Raw genomic sequence first — 13,094 nt, 5'->3', positions numbered from 1 at the left:
TTGATTTCATTTACTTGCCCCAAGAATCCTTCAACCCCGTAACCCGATTAAAAACCGGCTTTGTCCCAGCAACGTGATCCACCCGATCCGCCACAAAGTACCCAAACCGCTCGAACTGGAATTTCTGATCTGGCTGGGCGGCGGCCAGTGAGGGCTCCACGTAGGCGGTGACGACTTTCAGGCTGTTGGGGTTCAGGGCTTCGATGAAGTCTTTGCCGCCGGCGTCGGGGTTGGGGTCGCTGAACAGGCGGTCGTACAGGCGCACTTCGGCGCTCACGCCGCTGGCCACGCTGACCCAGGTGATGGCGGCTTTGGCTTTCACGCTGTCGGCGCCGGGGGTGCCGCTCTTGGTGCCGGGGATCACTTTGGCGTGCACTTTGGTCACGGTGCCGTTCGCATCTTTGGCGCAGCCGGTGCATTCGATGACGTAGCCGCCTTTGAGGCGGACGACGTTGCCCGGGAACAGGCGCTTGTAGCCCTTGGGCGGCACTTCTTCAAAGTCTTCGCGTTCGATCCACACGGCTTTGCCGATCTTGAACACCCGGTCGGGCGGCGGGGTCTGGCCTTCGGGCACGGCGTGGTGGGGCAGGGCGGGCTGGGTGCAGTCTTCGGTGTAGTCGTCAGCGCCAAAGGCCTCGGCCCAGTTGGTGAGCACCAACTTGACGGGGTCGAGCACGGCCATGCCGCGGTGGGCCTTGTTTTCCAGGTCTTCGCGCAGGCAGCCTTCGAGCGTGCTGTAGTCGATCCAACTGTCGCTCTTGGTGACGCCGATGCGTTCGGCAAAGAGCTGGATGCTCTCGGGCGTGTAGCCGCGGCGGCGCAGGCCGACTATTGTTGGCATGCGCGGGTCGTCCCAGCCGCTGACCTTGTGGTCGTACACGAGCTGCGCGAGCTTGCGCTTGCTGGTGATCACATAGGTGAGGTTGAGGCGGGCAAATTCGTACTGGTGCGGCGCGGGGTGGGCGAGCAGGCCGCCTTCGCACAGGCGGTCCATCAGCCAGTCGTAGAACGGGCGCTGGTCTTCAAACTCCAGCGTGCAGATGCTGTGGGTGATCTGCTCCAGCGCGTCCTCGATGGGGTGCGCGAAGGTGTACATGGGGTAGATGCACCACTTGTCGCCGGTGTTGTGGTGCGTGGCGCGGCGGATGCGGTAGATGGCCGGGTCGCGCATGTTGATGTTGGGCGAGGCCATGTCGATCTTGGCGCGCAGCACCATGCTGCCGTCTTCGTGCGCGCCGTCGCGCATTTCGCGGAAGCGGGCCAGGTTCTCGGCGGGCGTGCGGCTGCGGAACGGGCTGTCCACGCCGGGTTTGCCGAAGTCGCCGCGGGCGGCGCGCATCTGTTCGGCGGTCTGTTCGTCCACATAGGCGTGGCCGGCTTCGATCAGGTATTCCGCCGCGCGGTACATGAAGTCGAAGTAGTCGCTGGCCTGGAACAGGTGGCTCTGGCCGTTGGCTTCCCAGTTGAAGCCGAGCCACTGCACCGCGTCGAGGATGGAGTTGACGTATTCGGTGTCTTCCTTCTCGGGGTTGGTGTCGTCAAAGCGCATGTGGCAGACGCCGCCATAGTCGCGCGCCAGGCCAAAGTTGAGGCAGATGCTCTTGGCGTGGCCGATGTGCAGGTAGCCGTTGGGCTCGGGGGGGAAGCGGGTGCGGATCTTGGCCGGGTCGGGCTGGCCGGCGGCGTGGTGGGCGGCGTCGCCCGGGGTGCCGGCCCAGCGGCGGCCTGCGTAAGTGCCTTTTTCCAGATCGTTTTCGATGATCTGGCGCAGGAAGTTGCTGACCTTGTGCTCGCCCTCGGCATTGGGGGCGGCAGCGTTGTTTTTAGACGGGGATGGAGGTGTGTTGGAGCTCATTCGCCCATTCTAGGGGCGCCGTCACACAGTCATGGTGGGCGATTCTGCCGCGCGGGCCGGTGTGGCGCTGAAGGCACTGCCCTGGGCCGGGCTTTGGTCGGCCTGCGCCATGCGGGTGAGGGACGCGCGCGCGTCGGTGTTGGCGGCCGAGCGGGCGTCCAGCTGGCCCTCCCGGAGGGCGTAGCCGTCGTGCTGGGCGAACCGGATCTGGCCGTTTTGGACTTTCAGGTGGGTGATGCCGGTCAGGCCCTGCTCGCGGGCCTGTTGGGCCACGGCGTGCACGGTGTTGTCCAGGCCGGGGTTCCAGGGCAACTGGTGGCGGTCGGCGATGGCGCGGACTTGTTGCTCGCTCTGCTGGATCAGTTGCAGGCTTTGAGGGGAGAGTTGGTGGGTGGGTTTGAGTTGCAGGGGCTGGTTGAGCGCTTCTTCTTTTTCTATGGCGGGTGGTGGTTGTGTGGCCTCTGCAGGGTGGCGTTCCAGAACGCTCTCCAGGTACCCTTCTTTTCCAATAGCGGCTTCCCAGGCTGCGGCGTTGGCCAGGCGGTCGGCGAGACCTTTGGGGGTGTTGTAGGTCTTGCCGGTGTTGATGATGGACCCCGCCATCTTCACATCTGTGCTGGCACCCTGTTTAGCCTGAATGTTGCCATTCCAGTAGCTGACCGCCAGCGTTTCGGCGTTGTTCTGGAGCGCAGCCAGATCGGGGTTGTTGATCAAATCCAGGCCCGTGCTGCTGCTGTAGTGGTCGTAGTTGCCTCGCCCGGTGAGTTGGATGTAGCCGCGTCCACGGTAGGCATGCCCGTCGTGTTCTTCGGTGTTCGCCAGGTTCCTTTCGCCCCAGGTACCGCCATAGATCTTGTCAGCGATGGCCATGCGTCTTTCGGCGCGGTCTGGAATGCTGGCCAGATCGTTGGCTTCCTTTTCGGTCAAGCCGTTGCGGGGAGGTGTTTTGCTGTTTCCCTTGAAGGTGTCCCACAGCACGGAACCTCGGTAGTTGAGGTTTTCTTCCAGGCGCGTGAAGTTCTGGCTTTCATGTTGCGTCTGCCCCATGAAGTTGGCGAGCTCCTTGGGATCGGTCATGCCGCTTCGGTAGGCCGTGGCCAACAGGGACTCGGCGCGCTCCCGCTGCTGTGTGGTGCTGAGGCCGGGGATGGTGGGGGGTGTGGCGCTCATGGCTGTTTTGCCTTGGCCTTTTCAGCCTTGAGTCGGTCTCGCTCTTTGAACCAGGCTGTCTCGTGCGTCATGCCGAGTTCGCTGAAGTTCTCAAAGTTGAGCAAACGCAGGCAAGGCGATGGTGCACCGCGCGTGTCGATGTCCCAACCGTCTGGCAGGTTTTCAGGATCCAGGCTACCGACACCCTCTGGATCGGTGTCGTCTTGCTCGGCCAGGAAGAAGAATTTTCCTTTGCTGGAAGCCACGAACATGTACGGAATGCCATTGGTAGGCACGCCTTTGAAAAAGTGCTTTTTGTAGTCGCGGGGATTGGGCGGGTAGCTGTATTGCACTTCGCCCTTCTGTGTTCCGACGGCCAGGTAAGCGTAGCCTGGGTTGTCTTTGGGCAAGCCTTTGAACTTTTCAAATCCTGGCGAGGCGCACAACGACAGCAGGCGGTGATCGCGCAGCTCGCAGGAGAAACCCACGGTTTCCTGGGGCTTGCAGTTGTGGGTCACCGGTGTGGCGCTCTGCAGCTTCTTGGGCTCGCCCGGGCCGGCGGCGCAGGCGCTCAGGGTCAGGGTCAACAGCGCGGTGACAGGCAGCGCAGAAAGGCGGGCAAGGGTCGGGTGGATGGGGCTTTGCATGGCGAAGGGTTTTGAAATTTTGTAGTTCATTCTGCTTCATAAAGCCGTGAATGAAGTTCAGAACCCCCCGCTTCGCCCCGGGCCAGGCCGCGCCGACGTCAGAGCGTGGTGTGGCCCCAGCCGGTGAGTGCCACCAGGCGCTCCAGCGCGAAGGCGCCGAGCACCGAGTTGCCTTTGGCGTCGAGTTCGGGCGACCACACGGCCACCGTGCCCACGTCGGGCACCACCGCCACGATGCCGCCGCCCACGCCGGTTTTCACCGGCAGGCCGATGCGGTAGGCGAAGTCGCCCGCGGCGTCGTAGGCACCGCAGGTGAGCAGCAGGGCGTTGACGCGGCGGGTGTCGTCGGCGCCCAGGAACAGTTCGTCGGGCTGGCCGTCCATGGCGAGGTCGCGCCCGCCGTTGGCGAGGAAGAGCGTGGCCTGGGCGAGCTGCTGGCAGTTCATCTCGGTGGCGCACTGGCGGCAGTAGTTGTCGAGCACGAGCTCGGGCTCGTTCTGGAAGTTGCCGTGGCTCTTCATGAAGTAGGCCATGGCCATGTTGCGGTGGGCCGTCTGCCGTTCGCTCTGGGCCACGCGCGGGTTCCAGTGCAGGTTGGGCTCGTCGGCCAGGCGGCGCAGGGCGCCGAGCAGGGCGTAGTCGAGGTGGGCGTAGCGGCTGGTGAGGATGTCGGTGATCACCAGCGCGCCGGCGTTGATGAAGGGGTTGCGCGGGATGCCGTTTTCGGTTTCAAGCTGCACGATGGAGTTGAACGCCGCGCCCGAGGGCTCGCGGCCCACGCGCTGCCAGAGGCCTTCGCCCATGAGCTTGAGGGCGATGACGAAGGTGAAGAGTTTGGTGATGCTCTGCAGCGAGAAGGGCACCAGCGCGTCACCGATCGCGTGGCTTTCGCCGTTGACCAGGGCCACGGCCATGCCGAACTGGCGCGGCGGCACTTCGCCCAGCGCGGGGATGTAGTCGGCCACACGGCCCTTCCCGTACAGGGCCTGGGCTTCGGCGTGGATCTGGTCGAGCAGGGCGGGCAGGGGCAAGGTCATGGCGCATTCTAGAAAGGGCGCGCCGCAGGTTATGCCGCTCGCGGCGGGTGCCATGCAGGCGTCGCATACAGCCGGCTTTTGGGAGCCGCAATCGGTTGCGGTGTGCAATATGCCGCGCCTGCGCTCCGTGACAGCCGACGAGGGGCTCTCATCCGGGCGCCAGTGGCGGGCGTTTTCCGCTATCGTTGGCGACTGGCCTGAGAACGAATGAAAAAGGGTACAAAAAAATGAACACAGACAACCCGGACACCGTGATGATTGACGAGCAGTCGCATTGGGAAACGACCCAGATGGAGGACGTGTTCCTGCCGTCGGTGCGTGTGCAGCTGGGCTGGGCCGATGTGGAGAACGCGGTCGACCAGGGCGCCATCGTGCCGGCGCAGGCCCATGCGTTGTGGGCGAGCTGGGCCTTGCCCGGCAGCGCCACGCGGGTGGGCTCGGGTGAGGCACGGTCCGGGCGCACGGACGTGGAGGGCCATTCCCCGAACATCTCGACGGCCGCGGAGCTCGCTCCGGCGCCGGTCGAGCGTTCGGTGCCGATGCAGGTGCTGGCGCTGGTGATAGCCGCCTTGGTGGGGGCGGCGCTGACGCTGCTGGTGCTCGGCCACGCCTAGGGAAAGCAGGGTGAACAGGCCCTAGTCACTTTGGATCCAGCCGGTCCCGGCGCGTTGGCCGGCCTGGCGTTGCAGGTCCTGCTGCATCTGTTTTTCAAACTGTTCCCGCGACTCGCGCACCCGCTGCACGAAGTCGTCTTCGTCGTGCCGGCTGGCGCGCGCGCTCTTCAGGAAGTGGTTCGAATAGCGGCGGAAGTCGTCGGCCAGTTCGCGCGCGTGAAAGCGGTCAAAACCCAGCAGCTCCAGCGTGGCACGCGCGCTGCGCAGCGAGCTTTCGAACACTTCGCGCTGCACGTGGTGCACCTCGGCTTCTTCCAGCTCCATGGCGTGCACGGCGTCGTAGGCGCGGGCGAGGATGGGCAGGTTCGGGTGTGACTGGCGCAGCTCGTGCACCAGCTGGTTGGACTGCACCGGGTCGTCGATGGCGATCACCACCGCCTGCGCGTGGGCGATGCCGGCCGCGTGCAGCAGGTCGGGCTGGGTGGCATCGCCGAAATACACCTTGAAGCCGAAGCGCCGCGCGGAATCCACCGTGTCGGCGTCGTGGTCGATCACGGTGGGCCTGATGCCCGCGCTCAGCAGCACGCGCGCCACGATCTGGCCGTAGCGGCCGAAACCGGCCAGCAACACGGGCGGGTGTTCGTCTTCGATGGCGTCGGCGGGGCGGGTCTCGCTCTCGGGGCAGCCCCAGCGGTCGTAGGCGATCAGCAGCAGCGGCGTGCTCACCATGGACAGCGCGGCAATGAGCGTGAGCAGGTCGGCATCGGCTGCGGGCATGACCTGTGAGGCCTTGGCCGCGGCCAGCACCACGAACGCGAATTCACCCACCTGAGAGAGCAGCACCGCGAGCAGCGTGCGCTGGCTGCCGTGCAGGCCCACCGCGCGGCCGAGCAGCCACAGGCCCAGCGCTTTCAGCGCCACCACCAGCACCAGCCCCAGACCCACCTGCAGCGGCGCCGTGAGCACCAGGCCGAGCTGCATGCTCATGCCCACCGCGATGAAAAACAGGCCGAGCAGCAGGCCCTTGAACGGCAGGATGTCGCTCTCCAGCGCGTGGCGGTATTCGGAGCTGGCCAGCAACACACCGGCCAGGAAGGCGCCCAGGCCCATGGACAGGCCCACGGTCTGCATCAGCAGGGCCACGCCCAGCACCAGCAGCAGCGCGAAGCCGGTGAACAGCTCGCGCACCTGCATGCGGGCGATGAAACGCATGGCGGGGTAGGCCACGTAGCGGCCCGCCAGCACGACGCCGAGCACCGCGGCGATCTGCAGCAACGGCCCGCCGCTTCCATGGCCCGCGTTCACGTCGGGGGCGGCCTGCGTGCCCAGCGCAGCGGCCAGGCCCAGCAGCGGGATGGCGGCGATGTCCTGGAACAGCAGCATCGAAAAGCCGTTGCGGCCCACGGGCACGGCCATGAGGTGGCGCTCCTGCAGCAGGCCGACGACGATGGCGGTGCTGGAGAGCGCCATCGCCAGGCCGCCCACCAGCGCGGCCTGCCAGGTCCAGCCCATCAGCAGGCCGAGCGGGAACAGCAGCGCGGCGCAGAGCAGCATCTGCAGCGTGCCGCCGCCGAACACGGCCGCGCGCATGGCCCACAGGCGCTTGGGTTCCAGTTCCAGCCCGATGACGAAGAGCATCAGCACCACGCCGAGTTCGGACACATGCAGGATGGCGGCCGGGTCGCTCACCAGCGCAAAACCCACCGGCCCGATCACGATGCCGGCCACCAGATAACCGAGCACCGAGCCCAGGCCGAGCTTCACCGCGAGTGGCACGAACACCAGCGCGGCGAGCAGGAACAGGATGCCCTGGGTCATGCTGCGGCCCCTTCGGCGGTGGACAGGGCGAGCGCGCTGCGGTGGGCTTGCAGGTGCTGCACCAGCGGGGCGCAGCTGGCCTCGCGTTCGGCGTCGCTGACCATGTGGCCGGCGTGCACGACATAGGGCGGCAGCCAGTGCATGCCGCAGTAGCGCGCGGTCTGCTCGATGGGCGCGATGAAGTCGGCGAAGGGGCGGCCGTGTTCACCGCCGGGTGCGTAAGCCGACGCGCTGGCACCTGCACTGGCGACCCACCAGACGGTCTTGCCGCGCAGCGCGTTGCCGCCGTCGCCATAGGCCCAGCCGTGCACCAGCACCTGGTCGAACCAGTGCTTCATCAGCGAGGGCACGCTGTACCAGTGGATCGGCGTGAGCCACACCACGAGCTGCGCGTCCGCCAGCGCCTCGCGCTCGGCGGTGGCGTCGATGTCGAAGTCGGGGTAGAGCTCGTAGAGCGAACGCACGGCGGTGTCGGGCGCGTTGTCAAAGACGCGCCGGAGCCGCTGCGTGACGAGCGAGCGGCGCGGGTGCGGGTGGGCGTGGATGACCAGGGTGTTCGGCATGGCGTCGGTTGCGTGGGCCAGGGGGCTCGCCACGATAGCACCGCGCGCCGTCATTGGCCGAAGCGCGGGCCGTCTTTCAGGAAGGCTTCTTCTTCGGGCGTGCTGACGCGGCCGAGGGCGGCGTTGCGGTGCGGGAAGCGGCCGAACTTCTTGATGATGTCGTGGTGCTGGTAGGCATAGCGCAGGTTGCCAGCCAGCGTGTCGCGCAGTTCGGGCGTGGTGCTCTCGAACAGGCGTGTGAAACGGGCAACGCATTCATCTTGCAGGGCCCGGCTCTCGGCGTGCATGAGCGGCATGTAGAGGAACACGCGGCCCACGCGCGGAAGTTCGGCGTCCTGCGCCAGAGCGACGGACTGCAGCACGAGCTGCTGCGCACGGCGGTCGCCGGCAAAGGCGCGCGCCTGGCCGCGGAAGACGTTGCGGGTGAGCTGGTCGAGCAGCACGATGAGCGCCAGGCGAGACTCCAGCCGCGCCTCCCAGTCGCAGAGCCCTGCGCTGAGGGCGATCTCGACCAGCGGGCCGAAGCGCTGGGTGATCAGGGCGTCCTGCTCGGCGCGACCACCGAACCACAGCGTGTTTTGGTCGCCGGTGGGCCAGTCGTGGAGCAGGCCGTCGCCGAACCAGAAGTCGAGCACTTCCTGCGGCTGTGTGGCGATGTTCGTCATGTTTTACCTCCCTTTGAAATCGTCGTGCGTTACTTTTGGCAACGTCTTTGACTGTGCATGCGGTACAGAACACGGATGATTCTCCTGTAATAGGCACACGGTGACCAGACAGGCACCGTCAACAGGAGCAACCACGATGAACACGATGACTTTCAAAACGCCATGGGGCCGCAGCTCGGGACTGGCCAAGGGTCTGGCGCTGTTGGCGCTGGCTGCCGCCGGCTGGGCCGCCACCACCGGTACCGCGCAAGCGCGCGACAACGTTCAATTCTCGATCGGGTTGCACGCCCCCGGTGTGGCCGTGGGTGTGACGAACGCACCGCCGGTGTATTACCAGCCCTATGTGATCCAGCACCAGCCGTATCCGTACCCTTACGTGCGGCCGGTGGTGGTGGCGCCAGCGCCGGTGTATTACTACCCGGGCCACCCGGGCCGGGGCTACGGTCCGCGCTGGGATGACCGCCGACACTGGCGCCATGACCGCCGCCACGACCGCCGCGATTGGCGCCATGACCGCCACGACCACCGTGATGGTCGCTGGGACGACGACGACCGCCGCCGCTGAAGACTGACCGGCCCGCTGCGCCCAGCCACTCAGAGCTGGCGCAGCGTGCCGTGGTTGGCCTGGGCGGTGGCGCGAAAGCCCTCTGAAATGCGGGCGTCGCTCGCCGCCGCAGCCCAGAACCTCAAAGCCAGTTCACGGGCCTGCGGCCATTCGGCCAGGGTATTGGCCGTGGGGTGCAGGGGCCGCTCGCTGAAGCGGCGCTCGACCAGCTCGCCGTTCACCGGTGCGTACAGCATGGGCAGCATGTCGTAGGTGGGCGAGAGGCGCCAGTCGTCGTTGTCCAGAAGCAAAGATATGTTGCCGTAGTGACGGTCTGTGTTCGCGATCAGCGCGCCATAGGCTTCGAGCAGGCGCAGGTGGCTGGCGTCTTCTTCGGTGAGCAGGCCCCGCTGCACCATGCGCAGCGAGGTGGCGGCCCAGTCGTCGATCTGGCCCACGTATTCCGAGTCGTAGACCAGCAGCGAGACCATGCCGATGCGGCCGTGCGCCGTGCGGTCGAAACGCTGCGCTTCCAGAAACACCCGACCACCCGCCGCCACGATGCGCGTCTGCGCCGCCGGCAGGCCAGCCTGCGCCAGCGTGTGCAGCGCCAGGTGTTCACAGACCAGCAGGTCGCGCATCCGCTGGTCGGCCGGGGCGTCGCCCGCGGGCGAAAACTTCACGATCACCGCCTGCCCGTTGAACACGGTGCAGAACTTGGGCTGTTCGCCGCCGGCCGACGAGCCGGGCAGCGTGCCCTGCATGGCCTGCTCGGCGAGCGCTGGGTACTCAAGCTCGGGGTCGCTCACGCGCGAGGCGCGCTGCGCGAGCGTGTGGAAGCGCTCGAACGCGGGCTGGCCGACGATCAGGTTGCCGGGCAGGTCGTCGCCGGCCTGCACCAGCGCCTTCAATACGTCGTCATCGCTCCAGTAGCGCAGGTCGCCCGGCAGGCGCAGCTCGGGGTGGGCGAGCGCGAAGGTGCGGCCCATGAAGCCCTGCGGGCGCATGTCATTCAGGAACCAGGGCAGGCCGTCGTGCAGCTGGCTCAGGCCGTCGGCCTCATCGACCCAGAAGCGCCCGCCGGGCAGCGGCACCATGCGGCCGAAGGGGCTGGCCCGGCCTTGCGCGTCCACCCGCATCATGGGCACGGCGCTGCCCACGCCGTCGATGGCGCGCGGCAGCAGGTAGCGTTGCGAGCGCGCGGCCCCCACTTTCAGCACCCGGCCACTGCGCAGCAGCGGCGCGAGCAGCCGCGACACGGTGGCCTGGCTCACGCCCAGCCGGGCCTGCAGCTCGGCGCTGCTGGCCACGCCGCCGAGTTCGCGCAGGCGGGTGAGTGCGGCGTTTTCAGGCGGGGATCCGGTGGTCATTGAATGAAAAAGTGAATAGATATGTGAATATCATATTTCACTCTTCATATATGTGCTTGGTTCCGTTTCTTGAATAGATACCAGCGGCTTCTGTCGATCAGGCGCCGCGGCTGCGGGCGATGCGCGCCGCCAGCCGCGCCGCGACCCGGGCGGTGAGGCCGTCGCGGTCCAGCGACGGGTTGAGTTCGGCGATGTCGGCCGCCACCACGCGGCCCGACGCCAGCACCTGGTCGATCAGCCGCTCCACCTGTGCGAGCGGCACGCCCAGCGGCGCCGGTGCCGACACGCCAGGGGCCTGCCCGCCGGGCAAGACATCCAGACACACCGTGAGGTAGACCGCGTCGCTGCGCGCGAGGTCGATCGCCAGCGCCTGCTGCGTGTCGCGAAGGCCGGCGGCGTCCTGCAGGCTGTCGTCGAGCCAGTAGCGCACGCCCATGGCGTGGGCGCGGTCGAACAGGGCCTGGGTGTTGGCGAAGCGGCTGATGCCGAAGACACGGTAGTTGAAGGGCTGGCCGCGCTCGGCGCACCAGTCGTGCATCTGGCGGAACGGCGTGCCCGAGTTGGCCTGGGCGGCCACGCGCAGGTCGAAGTGCGCGTCGAGGTTGACCACCAGCACGCGGCTGGCGTCGGGGCGGGCCTGCACGATGCCCTGGAAGGTGCCCCAGGCCATTTCATGTCCACCGCCGAGCACCAGCGGCAGGCTGCCGCGCGCCATGGCCTCGGCCACGCGCTCGCCCAGTTGCGCCTGTGCGGTTTCGAGCGCGCTGCCGGCGCAGCCCACATCGCCTGCGTCCCACAGCGCCGGTTCGCCCAGCACCGGCAGGTTGGCCAGCGCACCGCGCAGTGCCAGCGGCCCGGCGGCGGCGCCGGTGCGCCCGGCGTTGCGGCGCACGCCTTCGTCCACGGCAAAGCCGATCAACGTGACGCCGCCGGTGCTGTGTGCAGCGGCGGGCTGCACGCGGTGGTGCCAGCGGGTGCTGACACCGGTTTCTTCGGCGTCGTCACGGCCGCGCCATTCAAAGGTTTGATTCGGATTCATGTTCGCTCCAGTCCCGCCGCGATCACGCGGCGGCAGGGGTTGCGGCCAAACCAGTAGGCCAGTTCGTTCGGGTGGTCGAGGTCCCAGGCCACGAAATCGGCGCGCTGGCCGGCGGCGAGCTGGCCGCGGTCGCGCAGGCCGAGGGCGCGCGCAGCGTGCAGCGTGATGCCCTGCACCGCTTCGAGCGGCGTGAGCCGGAACAGGGTGCAGGCCATGCTGGCCATGAGCAGCAGCGACAGGCCCGGCGAGGTGCCGGGGTTGTGGTCGGTGGACACGGCCATGGGCACGCCGGCCGCGCGCAGCGCAGCGATGGGCGGCAGCTTGGTCTCGCGCAGGAAGTAATACGCGCCGGGCAGCAGCACGGCCACGGTGCCGGCGACCTTCATGGCCGCGATGCCGGCGTCGCTCAGGTGTTCCAGGTGGTCGCAGGAGAGCGCGCCGAACGAGGCCGCGAGCGCGGCGCCGCCCTGGTCTGACAGTTGCTCGGCGTGCAGCTTGACGGGCAGGCCGAGGGCCTTGGCGGCTTCAAAGACGCGGCGCGTCTGTGCGGGGCTGAAGCCGATGTGTTCGCAGAAGGCATCGACCGCGTCCACCAGGCCCTGGGCGTGCAACTCGGGCAGCCAGGCGCAGACGGCGTCGATGTAGTCATCGGGTCGGCCTTCGAATTCGGGCGGCAGGGCGTGGGCGCCGAGGAAGGTGGTTCGCACATCCAGGTGTTGTTCAGCGCCGAGCCGGCGCGCCACGCGCAGGCAACGCGCTTCGGCCGCCAGCGAAAGGCCATAGCCCGACTTGATTTCCAGCGTGGTCACGCCTTCGGCCATGAGGCTTTTTGCGCGTTGCGTGGCGCTGGCCAGCAGGGTGTCCTCGCTCGCGTTTCGGGTGGCGGCGACGGTGGAGCGGATGCCGCCGCCCGCGCGCGCAATGGCTTCGTAGCTCGCACCCTGCAGGCGTTGCTCGAACTCGGCCGCGCGCTGGCCGCCGTAGACCAGGTGGGTGTGACAGTCCACCAGTCCGGGGGTGAGCAGCGCGCCGCCGAGGTCGATGTCTTGCGTGGGCCGGGCGTGGGACGGCAGGGCGCGGTTGCGGCCGACCCAGGCGATCTGGTCGCCTGCGGTGAGCACGGCGCCGTCCTCGATCAGGCCCCAGCCGTCGGCGCCGTGGGTGGGGTCGAGCGTGGCGATGCGGGCGTTGTGCCAGAGGGTGGTGGTCATGGGCTCAGGCCTTCGGGAATGTGGTGCAGCCACCAGCCGGCGGTTGGTGCAGGGATGTCGGGTTCGAAGTGCCAGTCGCCGGGCGGCGGTGCGTCGAACCAGAGCAGGCTGAGGGCAGGCAGGGAGCGCTGCTGATCGCCGTTGCGCCAGCGGCCGGCCACGTGCGCGAACAAGCCGGCCTGCGCACCGGTGGGGGCCGACCAGGCGGTGCCGGGCGACACGGTGACCATGCCGCCCGTGCCGCCACGGATCATGAGGTTGAGGTCACGCACCGGGCCGCCCAGCAGGCGGCAGTCGGGCGCCGCAACGCCGTCGAAGGCCAGCGGCGCATCGCCGGGGCACAGCGTCAACGGGTGGTCCGGAAGGTCGAGAACGACGCCTTTACCCGAGAGCAGCGTGAACCAGCGGCGCACGCCGGGAAAGGCCGAAAACGGGCCGTCGGCGGCGATGTCGGCCACGCTGATGCGCAGCCGCCAGTCCCCCGGGCTCGGCCAGGCCAGCAGCTCGCGCGTGACACCGCCGCCGTTGCGCCACGGCGTGGCCGGGGCGCTGTCCACGGTGATGCTGCGCGCGGAGGTCATC

The 13,094-nt window shown here is 67.8% G+C and carries 13 protein-coding genes; 2 read left to right on the top strand and 11 right to left on the bottom strand.

Translation table 11 applies throughout. The features are described 5' to 3' along the window. Positions 1-10: 10 nt before the first annotated feature. The 4 genes from ACN5W5_RS13855 to ACN5W5_RS13840 form a co-directional block, all read right to left on the bottom strand. A complete protein-coding gene (locus ACN5W5_RS13855; RefSeq protein WP_420049076.1) occupies positions 11-1,855 on the bottom strand; it encodes a glutamine--tRNA ligase/YqeY domain fusion protein in 1,845 nt (614 codons plus the stop codon). A gap of 21 nt (positions 1,856-1,876) precedes the next feature. Continuing rightward, entirely contained in the window at positions 1,877-3,025 is a 1,149-nt protein-coding gene (locus ACN5W5_RS13850) for a glycoside hydrolase family 19 protein (protein ID WP_420049075.1), read from the bottom strand. Next, a complete protein-coding gene (locus tag ACN5W5_RS13845) occupies positions 3,022-3,681 on the bottom strand; it encodes a hypothetical protein (RefSeq protein WP_420049074.1) in 660 nt (219 codons plus the stop codon). Before ACN5W5_RS13845 ends, ACN5W5_RS13850 begins: the two co-directional genes overlap by 4 nt. Before the next feature lie 68 nt (positions 3,682-3,749). Beyond that, on the bottom strand, positions 3,750-4,682 hold the full coding sequence (locus tag ACN5W5_RS13840; RefSeq protein ID WP_420049270.1) for a glutaminase: 933 nt from the start codon (positions 4,680-4,682) through the stop codon (positions 3,750-3,752). A 233-nt stretch (positions 4,683-4,915) separates the two neighbouring features. Between ACN5W5_RS13840 and ACN5W5_RS13835 the strand changes: the two genes are divergently transcribed. Beyond that, positions 4,916-5,302 carry a hypothetical protein gene (locus ACN5W5_RS13835; protein WP_420049073.1) on the top strand — a complete coding sequence of 129 codons (387 nt, stop codon included), beginning with the start codon at positions 4,916-4,918 and terminating at the stop codon, positions 5,300-5,302. A 21-nt stretch (positions 5,303-5,323) separates the two neighbouring features. Here ACN5W5_RS13835 and ACN5W5_RS13830 read toward each other — a convergent pair whose 3' ends face one another. The 3 genes from ACN5W5_RS13830 to ACN5W5_RS13820 are packed head-to-tail and all read right to left on the bottom strand — an operon-like array spanning position 5,324 to position 8,348. Then, positions 5,324-7,120, bottom strand: a complete 1,797-nt coding sequence (locus tag ACN5W5_RS13830; RefSeq protein ID WP_420049072.1) for a monovalent cation:proton antiporter-2 (CPA2) family protein — start codon at positions 7,118-7,120, stop codon at positions 5,324-5,326. Continuing rightward, positions 7,117-7,683 (bottom strand): NAD(P)H-dependent oxidoreductase, encoded by a 567-nt coding sequence (locus ACN5W5_RS13825; protein WP_420049071.1) that lies wholly within the window; start codon positions 7,681-7,683, stop codon positions 7,117-7,119. Before ACN5W5_RS13825 ends, ACN5W5_RS13830 begins: the two co-directional genes overlap by 4 nt. Positions 7,684-7,733: 50 nt before the next feature. Then, positions 7,734-8,348, bottom strand: a complete 615-nt coding sequence (locus ACN5W5_RS13820; RefSeq protein WP_420049070.1) for a DUF924 family protein — start codon at positions 8,346-8,348, stop codon at positions 7,734-7,736. Between the two features lie 136 nt (positions 8,349-8,484). Between ACN5W5_RS13820 and ACN5W5_RS13815 the strand changes: the two genes are divergently transcribed. Continuing rightward, positions 8,485-8,913 carry a hypothetical protein gene (locus ACN5W5_RS13815; protein WP_177135731.1) on the top strand — a complete coding sequence of 143 codons (429 nt, stop codon included), beginning with the start codon at positions 8,485-8,487 and terminating at the stop codon, positions 8,911-8,913. A 29-nt stretch (positions 8,914-8,942) separates the two neighbouring features. Here the strand turns inward: ACN5W5_RS13815 and yjjJ are convergent, their stop codons facing one another. The 4 genes from yjjJ to ACN5W5_RS13795 all read right to left on the bottom strand — a co-directional run bounded on the left by yjjJ (position 8,943) and on the right by ACN5W5_RS13795 (position 13,093). After that, positions 8,943-10,262 carry a type II toxin-antitoxin system HipA family toxin YjjJ gene (gene yjjJ, locus ACN5W5_RS13810; protein WP_420049069.1) on the bottom strand — a complete coding sequence of 440 codons (1,320 nt, stop codon included), beginning with the start codon at positions 10,260-10,262 and terminating at the stop codon, positions 8,943-8,945. 97 nt (positions 10,263-10,359) lie between these two features. Next, entirely contained in the window at positions 10,360-11,301 is a 942-nt protein-coding gene (gene hutG / locus ACN5W5_RS13805) for a formimidoylglutamase (RefSeq protein ID WP_420049068.1), read from the bottom strand. Next, entirely contained in the window at positions 11,298-12,512 is a 1,215-nt protein-coding gene (gene hutI / locus ACN5W5_RS13800) for an imidazolonepropionase (RefSeq protein ID WP_420049067.1), read from the bottom strand. Before hutI ends, hutG begins: the two co-directional genes overlap by 4 nt. Then, positions 12,509-13,093, bottom strand: a complete 585-nt coding sequence (locus tag ACN5W5_RS13795; protein WP_420049066.1) for a HutD family protein — start codon at positions 13,091-13,093, stop codon at positions 12,509-12,511. Before ACN5W5_RS13795 ends, hutI begins: the two co-directional genes overlap by 4 nt. Between the last annotated feature and the right edge of the window lies 1 nt (position 13,094).

The organism is Hydrogenophaga sp. ZJX-1, from assembly GCF_048590325.1.
GTDB lineage: Bacteria > Pseudomonadota > Gammaproteobacteria > Burkholderiales > Burkholderiaceae_C > Hydrogenophaga.
The sequence above is the reverse complement of the archived record's forward strand: the minus strand, read 5'-3'. Positions and strand labels throughout refer to the sequence as shown.

What these genes read in the sequence shown, in the direction of transcription:
- ACN5W5_RS13855 (WP_420049076.1), bottom strand. Translation starts at nt 1,855, where the DNA reads ATGAGCTCCAACACACCTCCATCCCCGTCTAAAAACAACGCTGCCGCC.
- ACN5W5_RS13850 (WP_420049075.1), bottom strand. Translation starts at nt 3,025, where the DNA reads ATGAGCGCCACACCCCCCACCATCCCCGGCCTCAGCACCACACAGCAG.
- ACN5W5_RS13845 (WP_420049074.1), bottom strand. Translation starts at nt 3,681, where the DNA reads ATGAACTACAAAATTTCAAAACCCTTCGCCATGCAAAGCCCCATCCAC.
- ACN5W5_RS13835 (WP_420049073.1), top strand. Translation starts at nt 4,916, where the DNA reads ATGAACACAGACAACCCGGACACCGTGATGATTGACGAGCAGTCGCAT.
- ACN5W5_RS13830 (WP_420049072.1), bottom strand. Translation starts at nt 7,120, where the DNA reads ATGACCCAGGGCATCCTGTTCCTGCTCGCCGCGCTGGTGTTCGTGCCA.
- ACN5W5_RS13825 (WP_420049071.1), bottom strand. Translation starts at nt 7,683, where the DNA reads ATGCCGAACACCCTGGTCATCCACGCCCACCCGCACCCGCGCCGCTCG.
- ACN5W5_RS13820 (WP_420049070.1), bottom strand. Translation starts at nt 8,348, where the DNA reads ATGACGAACATCGCCACACAGCCGCAGGAAGTGCTCGACTTCTGGTTC.
- ACN5W5_RS13815 (WP_177135731.1), top strand. Translation starts at nt 8,485, where the DNA reads ATGAACACGATGACTTTCAAAACGCCATGGGGCCGCAGCTCGGGACTG.
- yjjJ (WP_420049069.1), bottom strand. Translation starts at nt 10,262, where the DNA reads ATGACCACCGGATCCCCGCCTGAAAACGCCGCACTCACCCGCCTGCGC.
- hutG (WP_420049068.1), bottom strand. Translation starts at nt 11,301, where the DNA reads ATGAATCCGAATCAAACCTTTGAATGGCGCGGCCGTGACGACGCCGAA.
- hutI (WP_420049067.1), bottom strand. Translation starts at nt 12,512, where the DNA reads ATGACCACCACCCTCTGGCACAACGCCCGCATCGCCACGCTCGACCCC.
- ACN5W5_RS13795 (WP_420049066.1), bottom strand. Translation starts at nt 13,093, where the DNA reads ATGACCTCCGCGCGCAGCATCACCGTGGACAGCGCCCCGGCCACGCCG.